Origin of the sequence: Cohnella panacarvi Gsoil 349 (genome assembly GCF_000515335.1) — a bacterium.
Taxonomy (GTDB): Bacteria; Bacillota; Bacilli; order Paenibacillales; family Paenibacillaceae; genus Cohnella; species Cohnella panacarvi.
Genome location: NZ_KI911563.1, coordinates 824,543 through 840,645, shown reverse-complemented (window position 1 = coordinate 840,645; position 16,103 = coordinate 824,543). Strand labels below are relative to the sequence as shown.

General features: G+C 56.5%; 12 protein-coding genes. 5 read left to right on the top strand and 7 right to left on the bottom strand.

The features are described 5' to 3' along the window. Positions 1-14: 14 nt before the first annotated feature. From proC to COHPA_RS0103880, 4 genes are all read right to left on the bottom strand, one after another. Entirely contained in the window at positions 15-890 is an 876-nt protein-coding gene (gene proC, locus COHPA_RS0103900) for a pyrroline-5-carboxylate reductase (protein WP_027084890.1), read from the bottom strand. Between the two features lie 12 nt (positions 891-902). After that, positions 903-2,150: a glutamate-5-semialdehyde dehydrogenase gene (locus COHPA_RS0103895; protein WP_027084889.1), complete on the bottom strand. Its 1,248-nt coding sequence runs from the start codon at positions 2,148-2,150 to the stop codon at positions 903-905. Beyond that, positions 2,147-3,271, bottom strand: a complete 1,125-nt coding sequence (gene proB / locus COHPA_RS0103890) for a glutamate 5-kinase (protein WP_027084888.1) — start codon at positions 3,269-3,271, stop codon at positions 2,147-2,149. Before proB ends, COHPA_RS0103895 begins: the two co-directional genes overlap by 4 nt. A 485-nt stretch (positions 3,272-3,756) precedes the next feature. After that, positions 3,757-4,932 carry a pyridoxal phosphate-dependent aminotransferase gene (locus tag COHPA_RS0103880; protein ID WP_156926591.1) on the bottom strand — a complete coding sequence of 392 codons (1,176 nt, stop codon included), beginning with the start codon at positions 4,930-4,932 and terminating at the stop codon, positions 3,757-3,759. 137 nt (positions 4,933-5,069) lie between these two features. On the opposite strand from COHPA_RS0103880, the gene COHPA_RS0103875 reads away from it, so the two are divergent. Further along, complete coding sequence (locus tag COHPA_RS0103875) at positions 5,070-5,867, top strand: carbon-nitrogen family hydrolase (RefSeq protein WP_027084886.1); 798 nt, start codon at positions 5,070-5,072, stop codon at positions 5,865-5,867. Between the two features lie 45 nt (positions 5,868-5,912). Here COHPA_RS0103875 and COHPA_RS0103870 read toward each other — a convergent pair whose 3' ends face one another. Together COHPA_RS0103870 and COHPA_RS22940 are read right to left on the bottom strand one after the other, a co-directional pair. Continuing rightward, positions 5,913-6,815 (bottom strand): LysR family transcriptional regulator, encoded by a 903-nt coding sequence (locus tag COHPA_RS0103870; protein WP_027084885.1) that lies wholly within the window; start codon positions 6,813-6,815, stop codon positions 5,913-5,915. Positions 6,816-7,056: 241 nt separating this feature from the next. Then, on the bottom strand, positions 7,057-8,304 hold the full coding sequence (locus COHPA_RS22940; RefSeq protein WP_027084884.1) for an IS3 family transposase: 1,248 nt from the start codon (positions 8,302-8,304) through the stop codon (positions 7,057-7,059). Positions 8,305-8,833: 529 nt separating this feature from the next. Between COHPA_RS22940 and leuC the strand changes: the two genes are divergently transcribed. The 4 genes from leuC (at position 8,834) to COHPA_RS0103845 (ending at position 15,476) form a co-directional block, all read left to right on the top strand. Further along, positions 8,834-10,258 carry a 3-isopropylmalate dehydratase large subunit gene (leuC, locus tag COHPA_RS0103860; RefSeq protein ID WP_027084883.1) on the top strand — a complete coding sequence of 475 codons (1,425 nt, stop codon included), beginning with the start codon at positions 8,834-8,836 and terminating at the stop codon, positions 10,256-10,258. A gap of 15 nt (positions 10,259-10,273) precedes the next feature. Beyond that, entirely contained in the window at positions 10,274-10,876 is a 603-nt protein-coding gene (leuD, locus tag COHPA_RS0103855; protein ID WP_027084882.1) for a 3-isopropylmalate dehydratase small subunit, read from the top strand. Positions 10,877-11,068: 192 nt separating this feature from the next. Then, positions 11,069-12,691, top strand: coding sequence for an N-acetylmuramoyl-L-alanine amidase family protein (locus COHPA_RS0103850; RefSeq protein WP_027084881.1), 1,623 nt, complete (start codon positions 11,069-11,071; stop codon positions 12,689-12,691). Between the two features lie 55 nt (positions 12,692-12,746). Then, positions 12,747-15,476 carry an S-layer homology domain-containing protein gene (locus COHPA_RS0103845; protein ID WP_027084880.1) on the top strand — a complete coding sequence of 910 codons (2,730 nt, stop codon included), beginning with the start codon at positions 12,747-12,749 and terminating at the stop codon, positions 15,474-15,476. A 51-nt stretch (positions 15,477-15,527) separates the two neighbouring features. On the opposite strand, the gene COHPA_RS0103840 is transcribed toward COHPA_RS0103845, so the two are convergent. Further along, the gene (locus COHPA_RS0103840) at positions 15,528-16,079 is read right to left on the bottom strand and encodes a DUF3231 family protein (RefSeq protein WP_027084879.1); all 552 of its coding nucleotides are present in this window, start codon (positions 16,077-16,079) and stop codon (positions 15,528-15,530) included. Positions 16,080-16,103 lie beyond the last annotated feature (24 nt).

Sequence of the window (16,103 nt, the reverse complement as noted above, 5' to 3'; positions counted from 1 at the left end):
ATGTTTCCTTCTTTCTATTGACGTTGCTGAGAGGCCGCTTCGGCGCGGATCGCTTCGCCCATCTCGCGCGCGCGTTCCGCGCAGCGCAGAATCGCTTTGTTCATGCCTTCTTCGAAGCCGAACTGACGCATAACTTCAAGAGCGGCGAACGTCGTGCCGTTAGGAGACGTCACTTTGCGGCGCAGCTCGGCCGGATCTTCGCCGGTGAGCTTGACCATCTCGCCTGCTCCGCGCACGGTTTGCGCCGTAAGGGCCGTAGCTGCCTCGCGGGACAAGCCAAGCTGAACGCCCGCGTCGATCATCGCTTCCATCATGAAATATATATAAGCAGGACCGCTTCCGGATACGCCGTTGACCGCCTCGATGAGCGGCTCGTCGACGACGACGCTCAAGCCGATCGCATCGAAGATGGCCAGCGACAGATCGCGCTGCGCGTCCGTCACCGATTCGGAGAAGCTGATTCCCGTCGCGCCGAGCCCGATCGTGCTGGACGTGTTGGGCATCGTGCGTACGACCGGCTGCGGGCGATCGAGAAGCTGGTGAATCGTAGCGATCGAAAGTCCTGCGATTACCGAGAGCAATAGCTGTTCCGGACGGAGCAGCGGCCGGAGCGAACCGATCGCGGCCGCTGCGTCTTTAGGCTTCATGCCGAGGACGATGACGTCCGCCGTTTTCAGTGCGTCCAGCTTATGATTGTCCTCGATCGCCGGAATGACCCCGTAAGCTTGCGAAAGCTCGCGCAGACGCTCTGCGTTCGAGCGGTTTACGACGGTAATGCGGGTAGGCTCGGTCAGCTTCGCTTCGACAAGCCCGCGAAGAATGGCTTCCGCCATCGAGCCCGCCCCGAAAAAGGTAATGCTCACGTTAGTCAATTTAGATTTATCGGTCATGTCCGTATTCTCCTATTTGCGAATTTGTCCGGAGCCGATGATCCGGTACTTGGTCGAGGTCAACGCAGGCAAGCCCATCGGACCGCGCGCGTGAAGCTTTTGCGTGCTGATGCCGATTTCCGCGCCGTAGCCGAATTCGAAGCCGTCGGTAAAGCGGGTAGAGGCATTATGGTAGACCGCCGCCGCATCGACCTCTTGCAGGAAGCGCTCGGCATGGTCCGCGTTCTCGGTGACGATGCATTCGGAATGCATCGTGCCGAAGCGGCGAATGTGGTCGAGCGCCTCGTCCAGAGAGTCGATGATGCGGACGTTCAGAATGTAGTCGTTGTATTCCGTCGCGTAATCTTCGTCCGTAGCTGTCTTATCGACGCTGATCAGCTTCTGCGTACGGTCGCAGCCTCGAAGCTCGACGTTCGCTTTGCGCAGGGCGTCGGCAAGCGCGGCAAGGTGCGTGCCGGCAAATTCGCTGTGGACGAGCAGCGTCTCCATCGAGTTGCAGACGGATGGGCGCTGCGCCTTCGCGTTGACGGCGATCTCAGCAGCCATAACGGCGTTGGCGGTTTCATCGACGAACGTATGGCAAATGCCCGCGCCAGTCTCGATGACCGGTACCGTCGCGTTCTGCACGACGTTCTGAATTAAGGATGCCCCGCCGCGCGGGATTATGACGTCCAAGAGGCCGTTCAGCTTCAGCATTTCGTCGACCGAGCCGCGGCTTGGGTCTTCGATGAGCTGAAGCGCGTCGGCAGGCAGCGCGGATCGCGACAAAGCTTGGCGAAGCACGTTCACGATATAGCGGTTGGAAGAGAGGGCTGCAGAACCTCCGCGAAGAACGACCGCGTTCCCCGTCTTTAAGCAGAGCGCCGCCGCGTCGACCGTAACGTTCGGACGGGCTTCGTAGATGATGCCGATGACGCCGATCGGAACGCGGCGCTTCTCGATGAACAAGCCGTTCGGACGATGGCCGGTTTCCAATACTTCGCCGACCGGATCGGAGAGCTCGACGATTTGACGGATGCCTTCCGCGATGCCCGCGATTCGCTCCGGCGTAAGCTTGATGCGATCAAGCAGGGAAGATGATGTCCCGTTCTCTCTTCCGCGGGCGAGGTCATCCTCGTTTGCCGCGAGAATGCCGGCATGGTCGGCCATTAGCGCGTCCGCCATCATCAATAGAGCTTCGTTCTTCTGCGCGGTTGTCAGCGTACCTAGCTTAACGGCCGTTGCTTTGGCCGCCTTCGTTTTCATAATGACTTCGCTCATGAGTGATCTGCCTCCTTAACGATCGTAGATCCCACCCATTCGTCGCGGTGGATCACTTCGACTCTCGAAACTTCGATTCTGCGCATGGCCTCTTCGCTGGATAAACCGGCTACTGCGGTCACTTGCCATGCGGCATAGTGGGTGACGCCGCGTCCGAGCATCCGCCCGTCCGCTCCCACGACTTCGACGACGTCTCCGGGGTGGAAATCTCCGCTTGCCGAGACGACGCCAGCGGGCAGCAAGCTGCTGCCGTTATTCATCAGCGCGTTCTCCGCGCCCGGGTCGACGGTAATTCGGCCTTGCGGAACGGAGAGAAAGCCGACCCATTGCTTCTTGGACGACAACGAATGATGCGACGAGGCGAAGTACGTGCCTTTGCCTTGGCCGCGAACGGCGTCGGACAAATCTCCGGGCTCGACCGCCCGGCCGACGAACAGCGGTACGCCGCCTTGCATCGCGATGCGCGCCGCTTCGATTTTCGAACGCATGCCGCCCGTGCCTACCGCCGTACCTGCCCCGCCTGCTACGCGATACAGCTCGTCGGTCAACACCTCGATTCGGTCGAACCGGACCGCGTCCGGATCTTTGCGAGGATCGGCCGAGTAGACGCCGTCCATGTCGGTCAGGATGTAAAGGCCGTCGGCTTTTACCAAATTGGCTACGAGCGCGGACAGCGAGTCGTTGTCGCCGAATTTGATTTCGTCGACCGCGACCGTATCGTTCTCGTTAATGATCGGCAACGCTCGCTGCTTGAGCAGCTCCTCGATCGTTCGCTGGGCGTTCTGCGCCCGATTTCGATTGCTGAAGTCGGGACGCGTGAGCAGAATTTGCGCGACGGCGATGCCTTGCGTTTCGAACGCCTCTTGATAGGCTTGCATGAGTAGCGCTTGGCCGACCGCCGCGGCCGCCTGCTTTTCGTGGATGATCTTAGGCTTGGACGGATAGCCAAGCTGCTTGAAGCCCGCCGCCTGGGCGCCGGAGGTGACGAGCAGCACTTGATGTCCCGCCCGATGCAGCGAGGCAAGCTCTTCGGCGAAGAATAGCACTTGCTCGCGGTTCAGGCCGCCTTCCTCGGATGTGAGGGAGCTGCTGCCGATTTTGACGACGATACGCTGACTCATGATTCCCGACAACTCCTTGGGTGGACGAATGATTGATTGGATTACAATTGTTGCTGGTGGCTCCGGGTAATCGCGGAATAACGGAAATCCTTTCCGCTAACCCGCGCAATCTCCGTATCGAGCTTGACGAGTACGCAAAAAGCAGCTTCCGTCCTCATCAAAGGACGGAAGCTGCTTAGCATCCGCGGTACCACCTTCGTTGACGGGGCGACTAATAGTCGCGGTCCGTCCGCTCAACGCCCTGGTAACGGCAGGGGCCGTACGGCTCATCGCCGTCCGCTCGGGGATGGGGGAAGCGGGGGACAAGGTAAATTCTTTCAGCCATGAAATTTACTCTCTGGACATGCCCGGATCCGGTTCGTTTCCCGTCATTGCGTTGCTATCGGTTGCATCGAATTAGCTATCGACGCTTAGTATACTTACAATACCATGCGGCGCATGGGATGTAAAGGAAGCGAAGACCTTGTCCATGGCGTACCGCCGGATTAGAACAGCTTCAGTCTGCCGATTCTCGAGGCTACCTCTTTAAGCCGTTCTTCGCTTGTCAGCAAACCAAGGCGAACGTAGCCCTCGCCGCTCGCGCCGAAGCCCGTGCCCGGCGCCACGACGATATCCGCTTCCTCTAGCAAAACGTTTGCGAACGACACGGACGTGCGGCCCTTCGGAATCGGCAGCCAGCAGAAGAACGAACCCGCAGGCTTGGGTGCTTCCCATCCGATCTCGGAAAGCGCGCCGTACAGCGTGTTGCGGCGGCTTTCGTACGTGGCGACGAGCTGCTCGACGGAAGCTTGGGAGCCGGTCAACGCTTCCGCGGCCGCTTCTTGAATACCGCCGAACAGACTGCAGTACATATGGTCTTGAATCAGATTGATCATCTCGATGATTTGGGCGTTGCCGAGCGCGAAGCCGACGCGCCAGCCGGCCATGTTGTACGACTTCGAGAGCGTATAGAACTCGACGCCGACTTCCTTCGCACCTGGCGTCTGCAGGAAACTGACCGGCCGCTTGCCGTCGAAGCCGATCGCTCCGTAAGCGAAGTCGCTGGCGACGACGATTCCGTTCTTCGCCGCGAACTCGACCGTCTCTGCATAGAACGAAAGGTCGGCGGTAGCGGCAGTCGGATTGTTCGGATAGTTAAGGAACATGAGCTTCGCGCGTTTCAGCATATCCGGGGCGATGCGCGAGTAATCCGGCAGGAACGCGTTGTCCGCCGTGAGCGGCATGAACGCCATCTCCGCGCCCGCGAGCGCGACGCCCGACCAATAATCCGGATAACCCGGGTCGGGCACGAGGCATACGTCTCCCGGGTTCAGCAAGCATTGGCTCAGCTCCACGAGGCCGGTTTTGCCGCCGAACAGGATGGCGACTTCGGTATTCGGGTCGAGGTCGACGCCGTAGTCTTCCTTATAGCGCTTGGCTACGGCTTCTTTCAAGAACGGATAACCGCGAAAAGGCGGATATTTATGATAGAGCGGGTTGTCGGCCGCTTGCTTGAGACGTTCGACGATCGATTGCGGAGTAGGCAGGTCGGGGTTGCCTTGTCCGAGGTTGATGACGTCGCGGCCGCTCGCGGCGCGCGCGTTCGCTTTGGCGACCAGCGAAGCGAAGAACTGTACGGGCAGCGTCTTTAGCCGCTCGGCGGATGTAATCGAGTAAGACATCGTAAAGAAATTCAACTCCGTCATTCTTAGGATAGGTTGAATGTAGCATAATTGCGCGGGAATCGGCAAACGGTTGTTGCCCTGCCGAATCCGATGCAGTAACATGGATGCAACAGTGAATGAGGAGTGGAATGTAGATGACAACGGCGCTTCGAATCGCGCTTGTTCAATTGAATATCGTAGCCGGCGATCCGGATGCCAACTTCGCGAAGATGATTGCCGGACTGGAAGAAGCCGCGACGGCGAACCCGAAACCGGACCTGATCGTCCTGCCCGAGATGTGGAACACGGGATATGCGCTCGATCGCATCCAATCGCTCGCCGATCGGAACGGCGAGCGCACGAAAGCGGCGATCACGGCATTGTGCCGTAAGCATGGCGTCAGCGTGCATGCAGGCTCAATCGCGCGACTGAACGATACGGGCGTAACGAACACGACTTATATTTTCGACGCGCAAGGCAATGAAATCGGGCAATATTCGAAAATTCACCTGTTCCAGCTCATGAACGAGCACCTTCATCTCGAAGCCGGCGAGCAAACGGGGCGGTTCGAGCTTGGCGGAGTTGCCGCGGGGACGATGATTTGCTACGACATCCGTTTCCCGGAGCTCGCCCGCAAGCTTGCGCTCGAAGGCGCCAAAATCCTGTTCGTGCCGGCGGAATGGCCGCATCCGCGCCTCCACCACTGGCGGACGCTGCTTCAGGCGCGCGCCATCGAGAACCAAATGTACGTCGTTTCCTGCAACACCGTCGGAGAAAGCGGAGGGGCGAGCTTCTTCGGCCATTCAATGGTCATTGATCCGTGGGGCGAAGTGATCGCCGAGGCGGAAGAGAAAGAAACGATCGTTCACGTTGGAATCGATCTCGGGCTCGTGGACGAAGTGAGAGGACGGATCCCGGTGTTCGCGGATAGAAGGCCGACCTTATATAAGTAAGTAATAGCGAAAGACCCCGTCCGGCGGACGAGGTCTTTCGTTATGTTATTCGCCGATCTTGTCGAGCGTGCGGCGGAACGTCTCGATGAACGCTTCAGCGGCGTTCGATAAATATCTGCCTTTGCGATAAGCGATGACGAGCGTTCGCGTCGGCTGTCCTTCGATCGTCAGGTATACCGGCGCGCGGCCTTGCGAGTCGTTCAGCATCATCATGCTCGGAACGAACGAAATGCCCATGCCGGCGGCGACGAGCGATTGGACGGTGTTGATGTTGCCGCTCTCGAAGACGATTCGGGGCTCGAAGCCGGCTCTCCGGCACAAGTCGTGGGCGATCGCGCGGAAGCCTTGGCCTTTCTTCAGCAGGACGAACGACTCGTCCGCGAGCTCCGCGATCGGGATCGGTTTCGAGCGTTCGCGTTGCGCCAGCGGGCTGTCCGGCGATACCGCGAGACAAAGCTCCTCGTCGATGAGCGGTTGATAGGCGAGCGACTGCTCTTCGAGCGGCAGCGTCAGCAGGCTGACGTCCGTGCCGCCGCTGGCGGTCAGTTGCTCGAGATTGCGCGTCGACTCTTCGATCAGCACGATCTCGATATCGGGGTAAGCTTTGCGGAACACGGGAAGCACGTACGGTAGCACATGCGCGCCGGTCATCGGCAAGCTGCCGACGACAAGGCGGCCTTTGCGCATGTCGGCGATATCTTCCATTTCGCGGCGCAGCTGGTCGGCCATATCGATAATCTGCTGAGCTTTCTCTACGAAGACGGAACCGGCATAGGTCAGCTCGACGGAGTTCGTGCTGCGCTTGAATAGGAGGACGCCGAGCTCCTTCTCTAGCTTGGACAGTTGCTGGCTGAGAGACGGCTGCGCGATATGCAACTTGTCCGCGGCGCGGGAAAAGTTCCGTTCGGCGGCGATTTGGATGGCGTATTGCAATTGGCGGAATTCCATGACGGAGTCGTCCTTTCGGATGGGTGTGAGGGAATCGGATTTCGGTGAAATAGAGGTACATATGCCTTTAAAATCGTCGCAGCTTCGCGCTACTCAGGCGCATTTAGTGACACTTTGTGTGCTTATTTCGCTCAACCAAGCTACTCAGGCGCATTTAGTGACACTATGTGTGCTTATCTCGCTCAACCCGGTTCAACCCCCTAAGTTTGGACACATTCGCCCACACTCTAGGTGTAACGCATCAAAGCGCGATTTTTTGCGGTTCGAGCAATCCGAGTTCATATTGACGTAGGTACTCTGCAGGAGCTAAATCGTGCAGACTACCATGCATCCGTCTTTCATTGTAAAACCGAATAAATCTGTCCACTGCAGTAAAGGCGTGCTCGTAAGTTTCGAATGAATTCCGCTGGTAGCAGTCCCTTTCTAAAATGCTGTGGAACGATTCGATGTAGGCGTTCTTGTTCGGTGTCTTATTGGGAGTTCGTTCGTGCTCGAAGCCCATTTCCTCCGAATACACGTGGAATGCGTTGCTAATAAACTGCGGTCCATTATCCGTACGTATAACAAGCCGCTGGTCAGCCTCAAAGACGCCTCGCTTTAGCAAGCCATGGTGTACGATCCGTTTGATATCTTGGGTGTCACAAGCTTTGCCACGGTGATACGCGACGATGCAGCGGTCGAAAACGTCGATGATGCTGGCCAAGTAGAAATGACGACGCTTTCCCGTCACGTAGCCGTACTTAATGTCCATCTGCCACAGTTGGTTTGGCCCTGTGACCTCGCGATTGTTGGCCAGCTTACGAGGCACTCGATTGGTAATCTCTCGTTGTGGCTTTAGGACGCCAAGTGCCTTGCAGAGTCTGTAGACCTTCTTCTTGTTGATGCAAAGACCATAGCGGCGCCGCAGACATTTCGTTAACTTCCTGTAGCCGTACGTAGATTCCTCTTCGCGCGCGAGCAAATTCCGGATGTAGCCCTTAATTCGCCCATCCGGTACTTTCTCGCTCCTATTGTTCCAGCTGTACCCCGGGATGGGCCTACCACCTTTGGAAGCATGCTTGGTTAGCGGATGTTTCAATCGGTAGTAGTACGTAGAACGAGGGACGCCGCAAATCCGAAGAACTGTCCTGATCGCGTATCCCGCTGCAATCCATGGCAAGGCTACTTGGAGTCTGAACTCGACCGTGGAGTCGTTTTTTTTTACCAGATCCCTGAGAATGGCGATCTCAAGTTCTTTCTCGCCAAGCATCTTCATGGCCTGTTCGTATTTTTTCTGCAGATCTTGCGTTTCTTTTGCGAGTTGATCCGCTTGCTGCTTCTTTTTCACCATATCAGCCTCTACCTCATCCCAGTATTGACGCACCCATTCTCGTAAGGCAGAAGGAGACATCCCGTGTTCCCGTGCTACGTGCTCTGTCCGATACCCGGAGACCACTAGCCCCACGTATTCCTTCTTCTTGTCCTCATTACAGAAAAAGCGTCTCTTCACTGAACATTTCCCCCACTCATTTTAGTGTACTTCGAGTGAAGGAATGTGTCCAAAGGGATTAGGGGGCTAAATAGAACCAAGCTACTCAGGCGCATTTAGTGACACTACGTGTACTTATTTCGCTCAACCAAGCTACTCAGGCGCATTTAGTGACACTATGTGTGCTTATTTCGCTCAACCAAGCTACTCAGGCGCATTTAGTGACACTACGTGTACTTATTTCGCTCAACCAAGCTACTCAGGCGCATTTAGTGACACTACGTGTGCTTATTTCGCTCAACCAAGCTACTCAGGCGCATTTAGTGACACCATGTGTGCTTATTTCGCTCAACCAAGCTACTCCGGCGCATTTAGTGACACCATGTGTGCTTATTTCGCTCAACCGGATTTCGGCGGAACAGAGATACGTATGCCTCCCCAATTATAGTCTGGAACTATTAACCTTATAGATATTATATCTTGGAACAATGAATGTTCCAATGGTATGATGGGTTCAAGCTATGAGAGTCATTATTGAGGTGATCGAGACATGAGTAAAAAACTTACGATGTTCGAGAAAATTTGGAACAATCACGAAATCGTTGCCGAAGCAGGCAAACCTAGCATTCTGTATATCGACTTGCACCTGGTGCACGAAGTAACGTCCCCGCAAGCGTTCGAAGGCCTGCGCTTGTCCGGCCGCAAAGTCCGCCGTCCCGAGCTGACGTTCGCGACGATGGACCACAACGTCCCGACGAAAGACCGTTTCAACATTAAGGACCCGATCTCCAAGCAGCAAGTCGACACGTTGACGGCCAACTGCCAAGAGTTCGGCGTTAAATTGTACGACCTGAACACGCTTGACCAAGGCGTCGTTCACGTTATGGGACCGGAGCTCGGCCTGACGCATCCGGGCAAGACGATCGTGTGCGGCGACAGCCATACTTCGACGCACGGCGCGTTCGGCGCGCTCGCGTTCGGCATCGGTACTTCCGAGGTTGAACACGTGCTTGCGACGCAATGCTTGCAACAAACGAAAGCGAAGACGATGCTGATCCGCTTCAACGGGAAGCGCAAGCCGGGCATTACGGCTAAAGACTTGATTCTCGGCCTCATCGCGAAGTACGGTACGGACTTCGGTACCGGCTACGTTATGGAATATAGCGGCGAAGCGATTCGCGAGCTGACCATGGAAGAGCGCATGACCGTGTGCAACATGTCGATCGAAGCCGGTGCTCGCGCGGGTCTGATCGCTCCCGACCAAACGACGTTCGACTACCTCCGCGGCCGCGAATACGCGCCGCAAGGCGCAGCGTTCGACGCGGCGGTAGAGCAATGGAAAGCGCTGTGCACGGACGAAGGCGCCGAGTTCGACAAAGTGCTCGACTTCGACGTCGAATCCCTCGTACCGCAAGTTACGTGGGGCACGAGCCCTGGCATGGGTACGGGCATCACTTCCTCCGTTCCCGTACCGGAGCAACTGCCGACGGAGAACGAGCGCAAAGCCGCGACTAGCGCGCTTGAGTATATGGGCCTCAAACCGGGCACTCCGATGACGGCGATCGATATCGACTACGTCTTTATCGGCTCCTGCACGAACGGACGCATCGAGGACTTGCGCGCTGCCGCTAAAGTCGCTCGCGGATACAAAGTCAGCTCTAACGTAACGGCAATCGTCGTTCCGGGCTCCGGCCGCGTTAAGCTGCAAGCGGAAAAAGAAGGCTTGGACAAAATTTTCGTCGAAGCGGGCTTCGAATGGCGCGACGCAGGCTGCTCCATGTGCCTCGCGATGAACCCGGACGTGCTTCAACCGGGCCAACGCTGCGCCTCGACTTCGAACCGCAACTTCGAAGGACGTCAAGGCCGCGGCGGACGCACGCACCTCGTATCCCCTGAAATGGCTGCGGCGGCAGCGGTTCAAGGACGTTTCGTCGACGTGCGCAACTGGGAATTCAAGTCCGAAGTGACGGCGTAAAGGAGAGCGATACACATGCAACCATTTAAACAACTGAACGGTCTGGTCGCACCGGTCGACCGCGTTAACGTAGATACCGACGCGATTATTCCTAAGCAATTCCTCAAAAGAATCGAAAGAAGCGGCTTCGGCCAATTCCTGTTCTTCGAATGGAGATGGGATGAGCAAGGCAACGTCATTCCGGAGTTCAACCTGAACAAACCGCGCTACCAAGGTGCGGAAGTGCTGCTGTCCCGCGCCAACTTCGGCTGCGGCTCGTCCCGCGAGCACGCGCCGTGGGCGATCCTGGATTACGGCTTCCGTTGCGTCATCGCGCCGTCGTTCGCCGACATTTTCTACAACAACTGCTTCAAGAACGGCATTCTGCCGATCAAGCTGAGCGAAGAGCAAGTCGACGACCTGTTCAAGCGCACGGAAGCGAACGAAGGCTACAAGCTGAACGTCGATCTGGAGAACAAAACGATCACGGACGGCAACGGCCTGAGCATCGCGTTCGACCTCGACGAGCATCGCCGCCAGTTCCTGCTGCAAGGCTTGGACGATATCGGCTTAACGCTGAAGCACGAAGCCGCGATTTCCGCTTACGAGGCTAAACGCGCAGCTTCGGTTATCGCTTGAATCTACGAATCATGTCTATTTAAATAGGCCTTTTGTCCCTGGTTCGGCAGAATTCGGGACAAAGGGTCTTTTTTTCCTTTCTTACGCAACTTTTCATAGGGAATCTCGTCTAATTTTGCGTGGACAATCGATAGGCAGTCGTTAGTCGTTAAGGTCGATCATTCCGCAAATCTATTTACATCGAGGTGAAGCATGAAGAAGTGGTTGCCCTTGTTGTTCGTCGTCACCGTCATGCTATTCCTTAGCGCCGGTATGGCTTATGCCGAGAAGGCAACGGTAACGCCCAAGCTCATTCTGGACGGCAAAGTGCTGCAACCTCCGGTGGCGCCGAAGATCATGAACAATTTCGTGATGGTGCCCGTGCGGATCGTGACGGAGAGCTTAGGGTACAAAGTCGATTACGAGAAAAAAAACAAACAAGTAACGGTATCGGGAGGCAAGACGAAGATTGTCATGCAGGTTGACCAGAAGACGGCTAACGTCGACGGGAAATCGAAAAAAATGGACATGCCCCCGACCATGGAATCTAATAGCGTTCTCATTCCATTGCGTTTTGTTAGCGACTCGGTCGGAATCGACGTGTTCTGGGACAACGCGACGAAGTCGGTGTTCCTGTATACGAAGGAAGCTCCGAACACCGGTAACGGTTCGGAAGGGGTTGAGGCCGTTCCGCCTGGAAACGCTTCCGGTTCGGAGACGGGCGGCGGTACCGGTTCATCGCCGGGTACGACGCCTAGCGACGGCGAAGCGACGAATCCGGACGCTACGCCGGGTACGACGCCTAGCGACGGCGGAACGACGACTCCGGGTACGACGCCAACAGATGGCGGTACGACTTCCCCGGGTACTAACCCGGGCACGACGCCAGAAGGCGAGGGAGCGACGACGCCGGGAGGCGAAACGCCGCAGAACGTTGCGGGAACGCTTTACCAAATCAGTTACGAGTCCGACCAAATCCGTCTGAAGTACAGCGGAAAGCTCGAGCCTAAAGTGTCAACGTTGACGAACCCGGATCGACTAGTCGTCGATTTCCCTAACGTCGCGTTCGCGGACACGTTCTACCCTGCGCTGCCGACGGATCCGGCCCTCGGAAAGACCGGCGAGTTCCAAGTAACCGGCCACGAAGCGCTGCAGAAAGTGCGATACTCGCAATATTCGAGCGCTCCGTCGACGATCCGTCTCGTTCTGGATTTGAACCAACCATGGCCGCACGAGATTCAGCATGATGCGTTCCTCGGAGATTTGCTCATCTCATTGAAGAAGCCGACGCCCGACAAGTCGACGTTCACCGTCGTTCTTGATGCGGGCCATGGCGGCAAAGATCCCGGAGCATTAAGCCTTAACGGCAAATGGGAGAAGGAGTATAATCTCGCTCTAACGCTTAAGGTTCAGCAGATTCTCGCCGCGGACGAGCGGATCAAGCTGGTGCTCACAAGGTGGGACGATTCGTATCCCAAGCTCGAAGATCGCGTTCTGATCGCGAAAGACGCCAATGCGGATCTGTTCCTGTCCGTCCACGCGAACAGCTACACCGCCTCGACGAACGGTACGGAGACGTACTATACCCGAGAGGAGAGCTTGGCGTTCGCGCAAACGATGCATGCCGCTCTCGCGCCGGCTACCGGCTTGAAGGATAACGGCGTGCGCAGCAAAAACCTGCATGTGACCCGCGAGACGACGATGCCTGCCGCACTGCTCGAGATCGGTTACTTATCCAGCAAGATCGACGAGCCTCAGATGTGGAAGGAAGAGTTCTTGAACCGGGTCGCCGAAGCGATCGCCAAAGGCATCAAGCAATACTTGCAATTAAGTTGAAGTTGACCGGCCCTCGATGGGGGCCGGCATGCTTGTATAAAGGGAGAGGATACTGTTGGGGAACAATCCGAACGTTAAAAAATGGATTTCCAGTATCGTAGTCGCTTCCGTCGTGTGGTCGGGAGCCTCTTGGACGACGCAGACGGCAAGCGCCGCGGCAACGCCGTTCAGCGACGTCGTCGCGGGGCATTGGGCGGAGAAGCATATCGCCAAGCTGGCGATGCAGAATCTATTGGTAGGAAGCAACGGCAAGTTTTATCCGAACAATCCGGTTAGCCGCCAAGAAGCGATCATCATCGCGCTCCGCTTCATGGGAATCGTGGGCGAGGCCGATGCGTCCGCTGCCGCGGTCATTCCTGCGGCGCTGAGCGTTAAGGCCGACTACACGAAGTACATAAATCTAGCGCTTCAGAAGAAGCTCATTCTCATCGGCGAGGAGACCGCGCTGGCCAAGTCCGAGCCGGGCAAAAGCTGGGGCGGAAGTCCGGCGACGCGCGAATGGATGGCGAGATTGCTCGTTCGCTCGATCGGCAAAGAAGCCGATGCGGCGGCGATCGCCGAGCAGGCGACCGATTTCGCCGACGATGCGAAGATCGACGCGAATCTTAAAGCTTATGTCAAGGTCGCGGTAGACAGCGGATTGGTAAGCGGAGTGACGTCGACGGTCAAAGGCCAGACGGTGACGGAATTCAAACCTGCCGATCAATTGACCCGCGCAATGGCCGCAACGTTATTCAGCTTAGCGGAATCGCAAGTCTCGGTAGCCTACAACGGACAAGTCGAAGGCATCCTCCTCAACATGACGTCGGATCATTTGACGGCGCTGCTTGCCGACGGCACGACGAAAGATTTTTCGATCTCGGACAGCACGGTATACTACCGCAAGGACGATAATAAGCCGATCACGCTGGCAGCATTAAGACTTTACGGCAAAGCGATTCTTATTACGGGCGCCGACGGCAAAGTCGGATACGTCGAGATGACGGACGAGAATCCGCAAGTGAAGACGGTCGAAGGCAAGCTGACGCTCGTGACGGCCGGCAAATACAAGTTTACTTTGCTGATCGGCGACGAGTATAAGGAATATTATTACGACGCGGGCCGTCCGCCGGCGATTACGGACGCGGCCGGACAAACGATCAACTTGGCGGAATTGCCATTGAACGTCGACGTCAAGCTTACGATACGGGCGGATGACAAAGTCATCGCGGTAGCGGTCAAGCAGTCGATCGTCAATAAGTCGGGCACGGGAACGGTTTCCGGATGGAGTCCGCAGACGTTAACGTTGTCCGTGTCGGACTCCGCCGGCAAGGCGGAGACGTTCCCCGTCGCGGCGAACGCGCCGATCAAGCTGAACGGAACGACGAACTTGGCGTTCGATCAGCTGCTTGTCGGAGACACGATCGCTTACGAAGTCAAGAACGGCAGCGTATCGAGCATCGTCGTGACGCGTGTCGAGAAGCCGGTCACCTCGGTTAGCGGAGCGCTCGAGTCGATCGATAAGACGGGCAAGACGATCGTATATAAAGTCGACGGAAAGCTTGAAGTCAAATATTTGGCGGATGCACCCGCTGTGAGAATAACCGGTTTCAACGACGCGACGGTCGACGACCTCATCAAGGGCGATACGGTCACGATGACGCTGGACAACAATGGCAAGGTCACGGAAATATCGGTGACGAACCGTTCCGTTGAATCGGTGCTGGGAGCAGCCGTCGTTAAATACGACCCGACGATCAAAGCCTTGACGTTCAAAGATCCGAGCGGCAAACAAATAACGAAGAACGTAACCGACAATACGAGAATCGATCTGAACGGAACGAAGTGGACGCTAACGGCCGCTAACTCCTACATTTCGACGGCGGGCACGAGATTGACGATCGGCTATAACGGCGAGAACATCGTTTATATTTCTATTTTCTCGAAGTATACCGGCGTCGTAACCGAGAACAACACGACGAGCAAGACGCTAAGGCTGACGCTCGAAGGCGTGACCGCGGGCAGCTCGGTGACGTTATCCTATCAATACCCGGCCGTGGAAATCTACGGCAAGAACGGAGAAACGTTCGCGGACGTGAAAGTCGGGGATCGGATTACGGTACTCATGAACGCGACTCAGGATCAAGTCATCGCCATGTACGTGCATAAGAGCGTCCAATTCGAGGTGATATCCGTCGACAGCGGAGCGAGAAAGCTGAGAGTGAAGCTTCCGGGCTCATCTTCGGTCGAGGATCGGACGCTAAGCTCCGACGTAACGATTAAGAACGAGAACGGCGTAGACGTAAGCCTATCCTCGATAACGGCAGGATCTGTCGTGAACGCGACGCTGCAAGGCGATACGATTAGCGCGATTCGCACGGTTTCCGTCACGTTGGGTAAAGTATCGGCGGTAGACGCAGCCGCGGGCACCATTACGGTGCTGACCCGCTCCGGCGAAACGATCACGAAGACAGTCGGCGCCAATGCGACCGTAAAGCGCGATAATACGCCTATCGGAGGTTTGGCGGCCATTCAAACCGGAGATTTGGTCGAAATCGTTAAAGACGAGAACGATCGCGGAATCATCGAAGTCGCCGCCGCCGTGAGCCGGACCTTCTGGAAAATCGAATCCAGCACGAAAATTTACGTGAAAAGGAAAACGGTAACGGACAAAAACGATTTCGCGATTTCCCCGCAAGTGTACGTGCATCAGGGCGCGACAACGTTGACTTTGAATTCTCTGAGAGATGGAGACGCCATAACGTTGTATTTGCTTAGAGGCGTCGTCGTCGAAATTTCCAAGTAATCGCCATAAGAAAGGGACTGCTCGCGGGCAGTCCCTTTTTGCCGTATAAATTCACTCCCTCGTCGGCGCACCCGGGGGAACGAACGCTGGCGGAACGTTGAGCCAGCCGCGCTTCTGCATCGCTGTCTTCAGTTTGGCTGCGAACATGAGCTTCTCGGCTTGGAATTGAATGAACAGAAGCGCGACGTCCGTTCGTAAGGAGTCGATCGCGGAACCTGCTGCCTGAAGGATGAGGCTGGCAATCTTCAGAACGAGCTCGTTGGCGAGCACGCCGTCCGGCATTCGGGCGCCAAGCGGGACGGCGTTAGGATCCGATCGGGGCAGGTCCTCGGACGATTCCGGAAGGGTTATACCCTCTTGCAGCATGAATGCGCGCAGACGGTTTCGTTGACTTGTCCCGAGCGCCAAGTCCTCCTCTAACAGCGCTAGGAGCTCGGAGTCGGTCGTCATACTGATACCGGATTGAACGGTCGTATGGGCAAGCTCCAGCCCGGCCAAGTACACCCAGCAACTCATCACTTCTCCGACGTGCAACGGTTTCGGATCTTTGTCGTCGGTTAACGATTTAATCGATTCGACTGCCGCTTCGAAGATATTGACCATAACGATCACTCCCGCAGAATTGTT

Excerpts from the sequence above, each read along its gene's own strand:
- proC (WP_027084890.1), bottom strand. The coding sequence starts at position 890 with ATGACCGATAAATCTAAATTGACTAACGTGAGCATTACCTTTTTCGGG.
- COHPA_RS0103895 (WP_027084889.1), bottom strand. The coding sequence starts at position 2,150 with ATGAGCGAAGTCATTATGAAAACGAAGGCGGCCAAAGCAACGGCCGTT.
- proB (WP_027084888.1), bottom strand. The coding sequence starts at position 3,271 with ATGAGTCAGCGTATCGTCGTCAAAATCGGCAGCAGCTCCCTCACATCC.
- COHPA_RS0103880 (WP_156926591.1), bottom strand. The coding sequence starts at position 4,932 with ATGTCTTACTCGATTACATCCGCCGAGCGGCTAAAGACGCTGCCCGTA.
- COHPA_RS0103875 (WP_027084886.1), top strand. The coding sequence starts at position 5,070 with ATGACAACGGCGCTTCGAATCGCGCTTGTTCAATTGAATATCGTAGCC.
- COHPA_RS0103870 (WP_027084885.1), bottom strand. The coding sequence starts at position 6,815 with ATGGAATTCCGCCAATTGCAATACGCCATCCAAATCGCCGCCGAACGG.
- leuC (WP_027084883.1), top strand. The coding sequence starts at position 8,834 with ATGAGTAAAAAACTTACGATGTTCGAGAAAATTTGGAACAATCACGAA.
- leuD (WP_027084882.1), top strand. The coding sequence starts at position 10,274 with ATGCAACCATTTAAACAACTGAACGGTCTGGTCGCACCGGTCGACCGC.
- COHPA_RS0103850 (WP_027084881.1), top strand. The coding sequence starts at position 11,069 with ATGAAGAAGTGGTTGCCCTTGTTGTTCGTCGTCACCGTCATGCTATTC.
- COHPA_RS0103840 (WP_027084879.1), bottom strand. The coding sequence starts at position 16,079 with ATGGTCAATATCTTCGAAGCGGCAGTCGAATCGATTAAATCGTTAACC.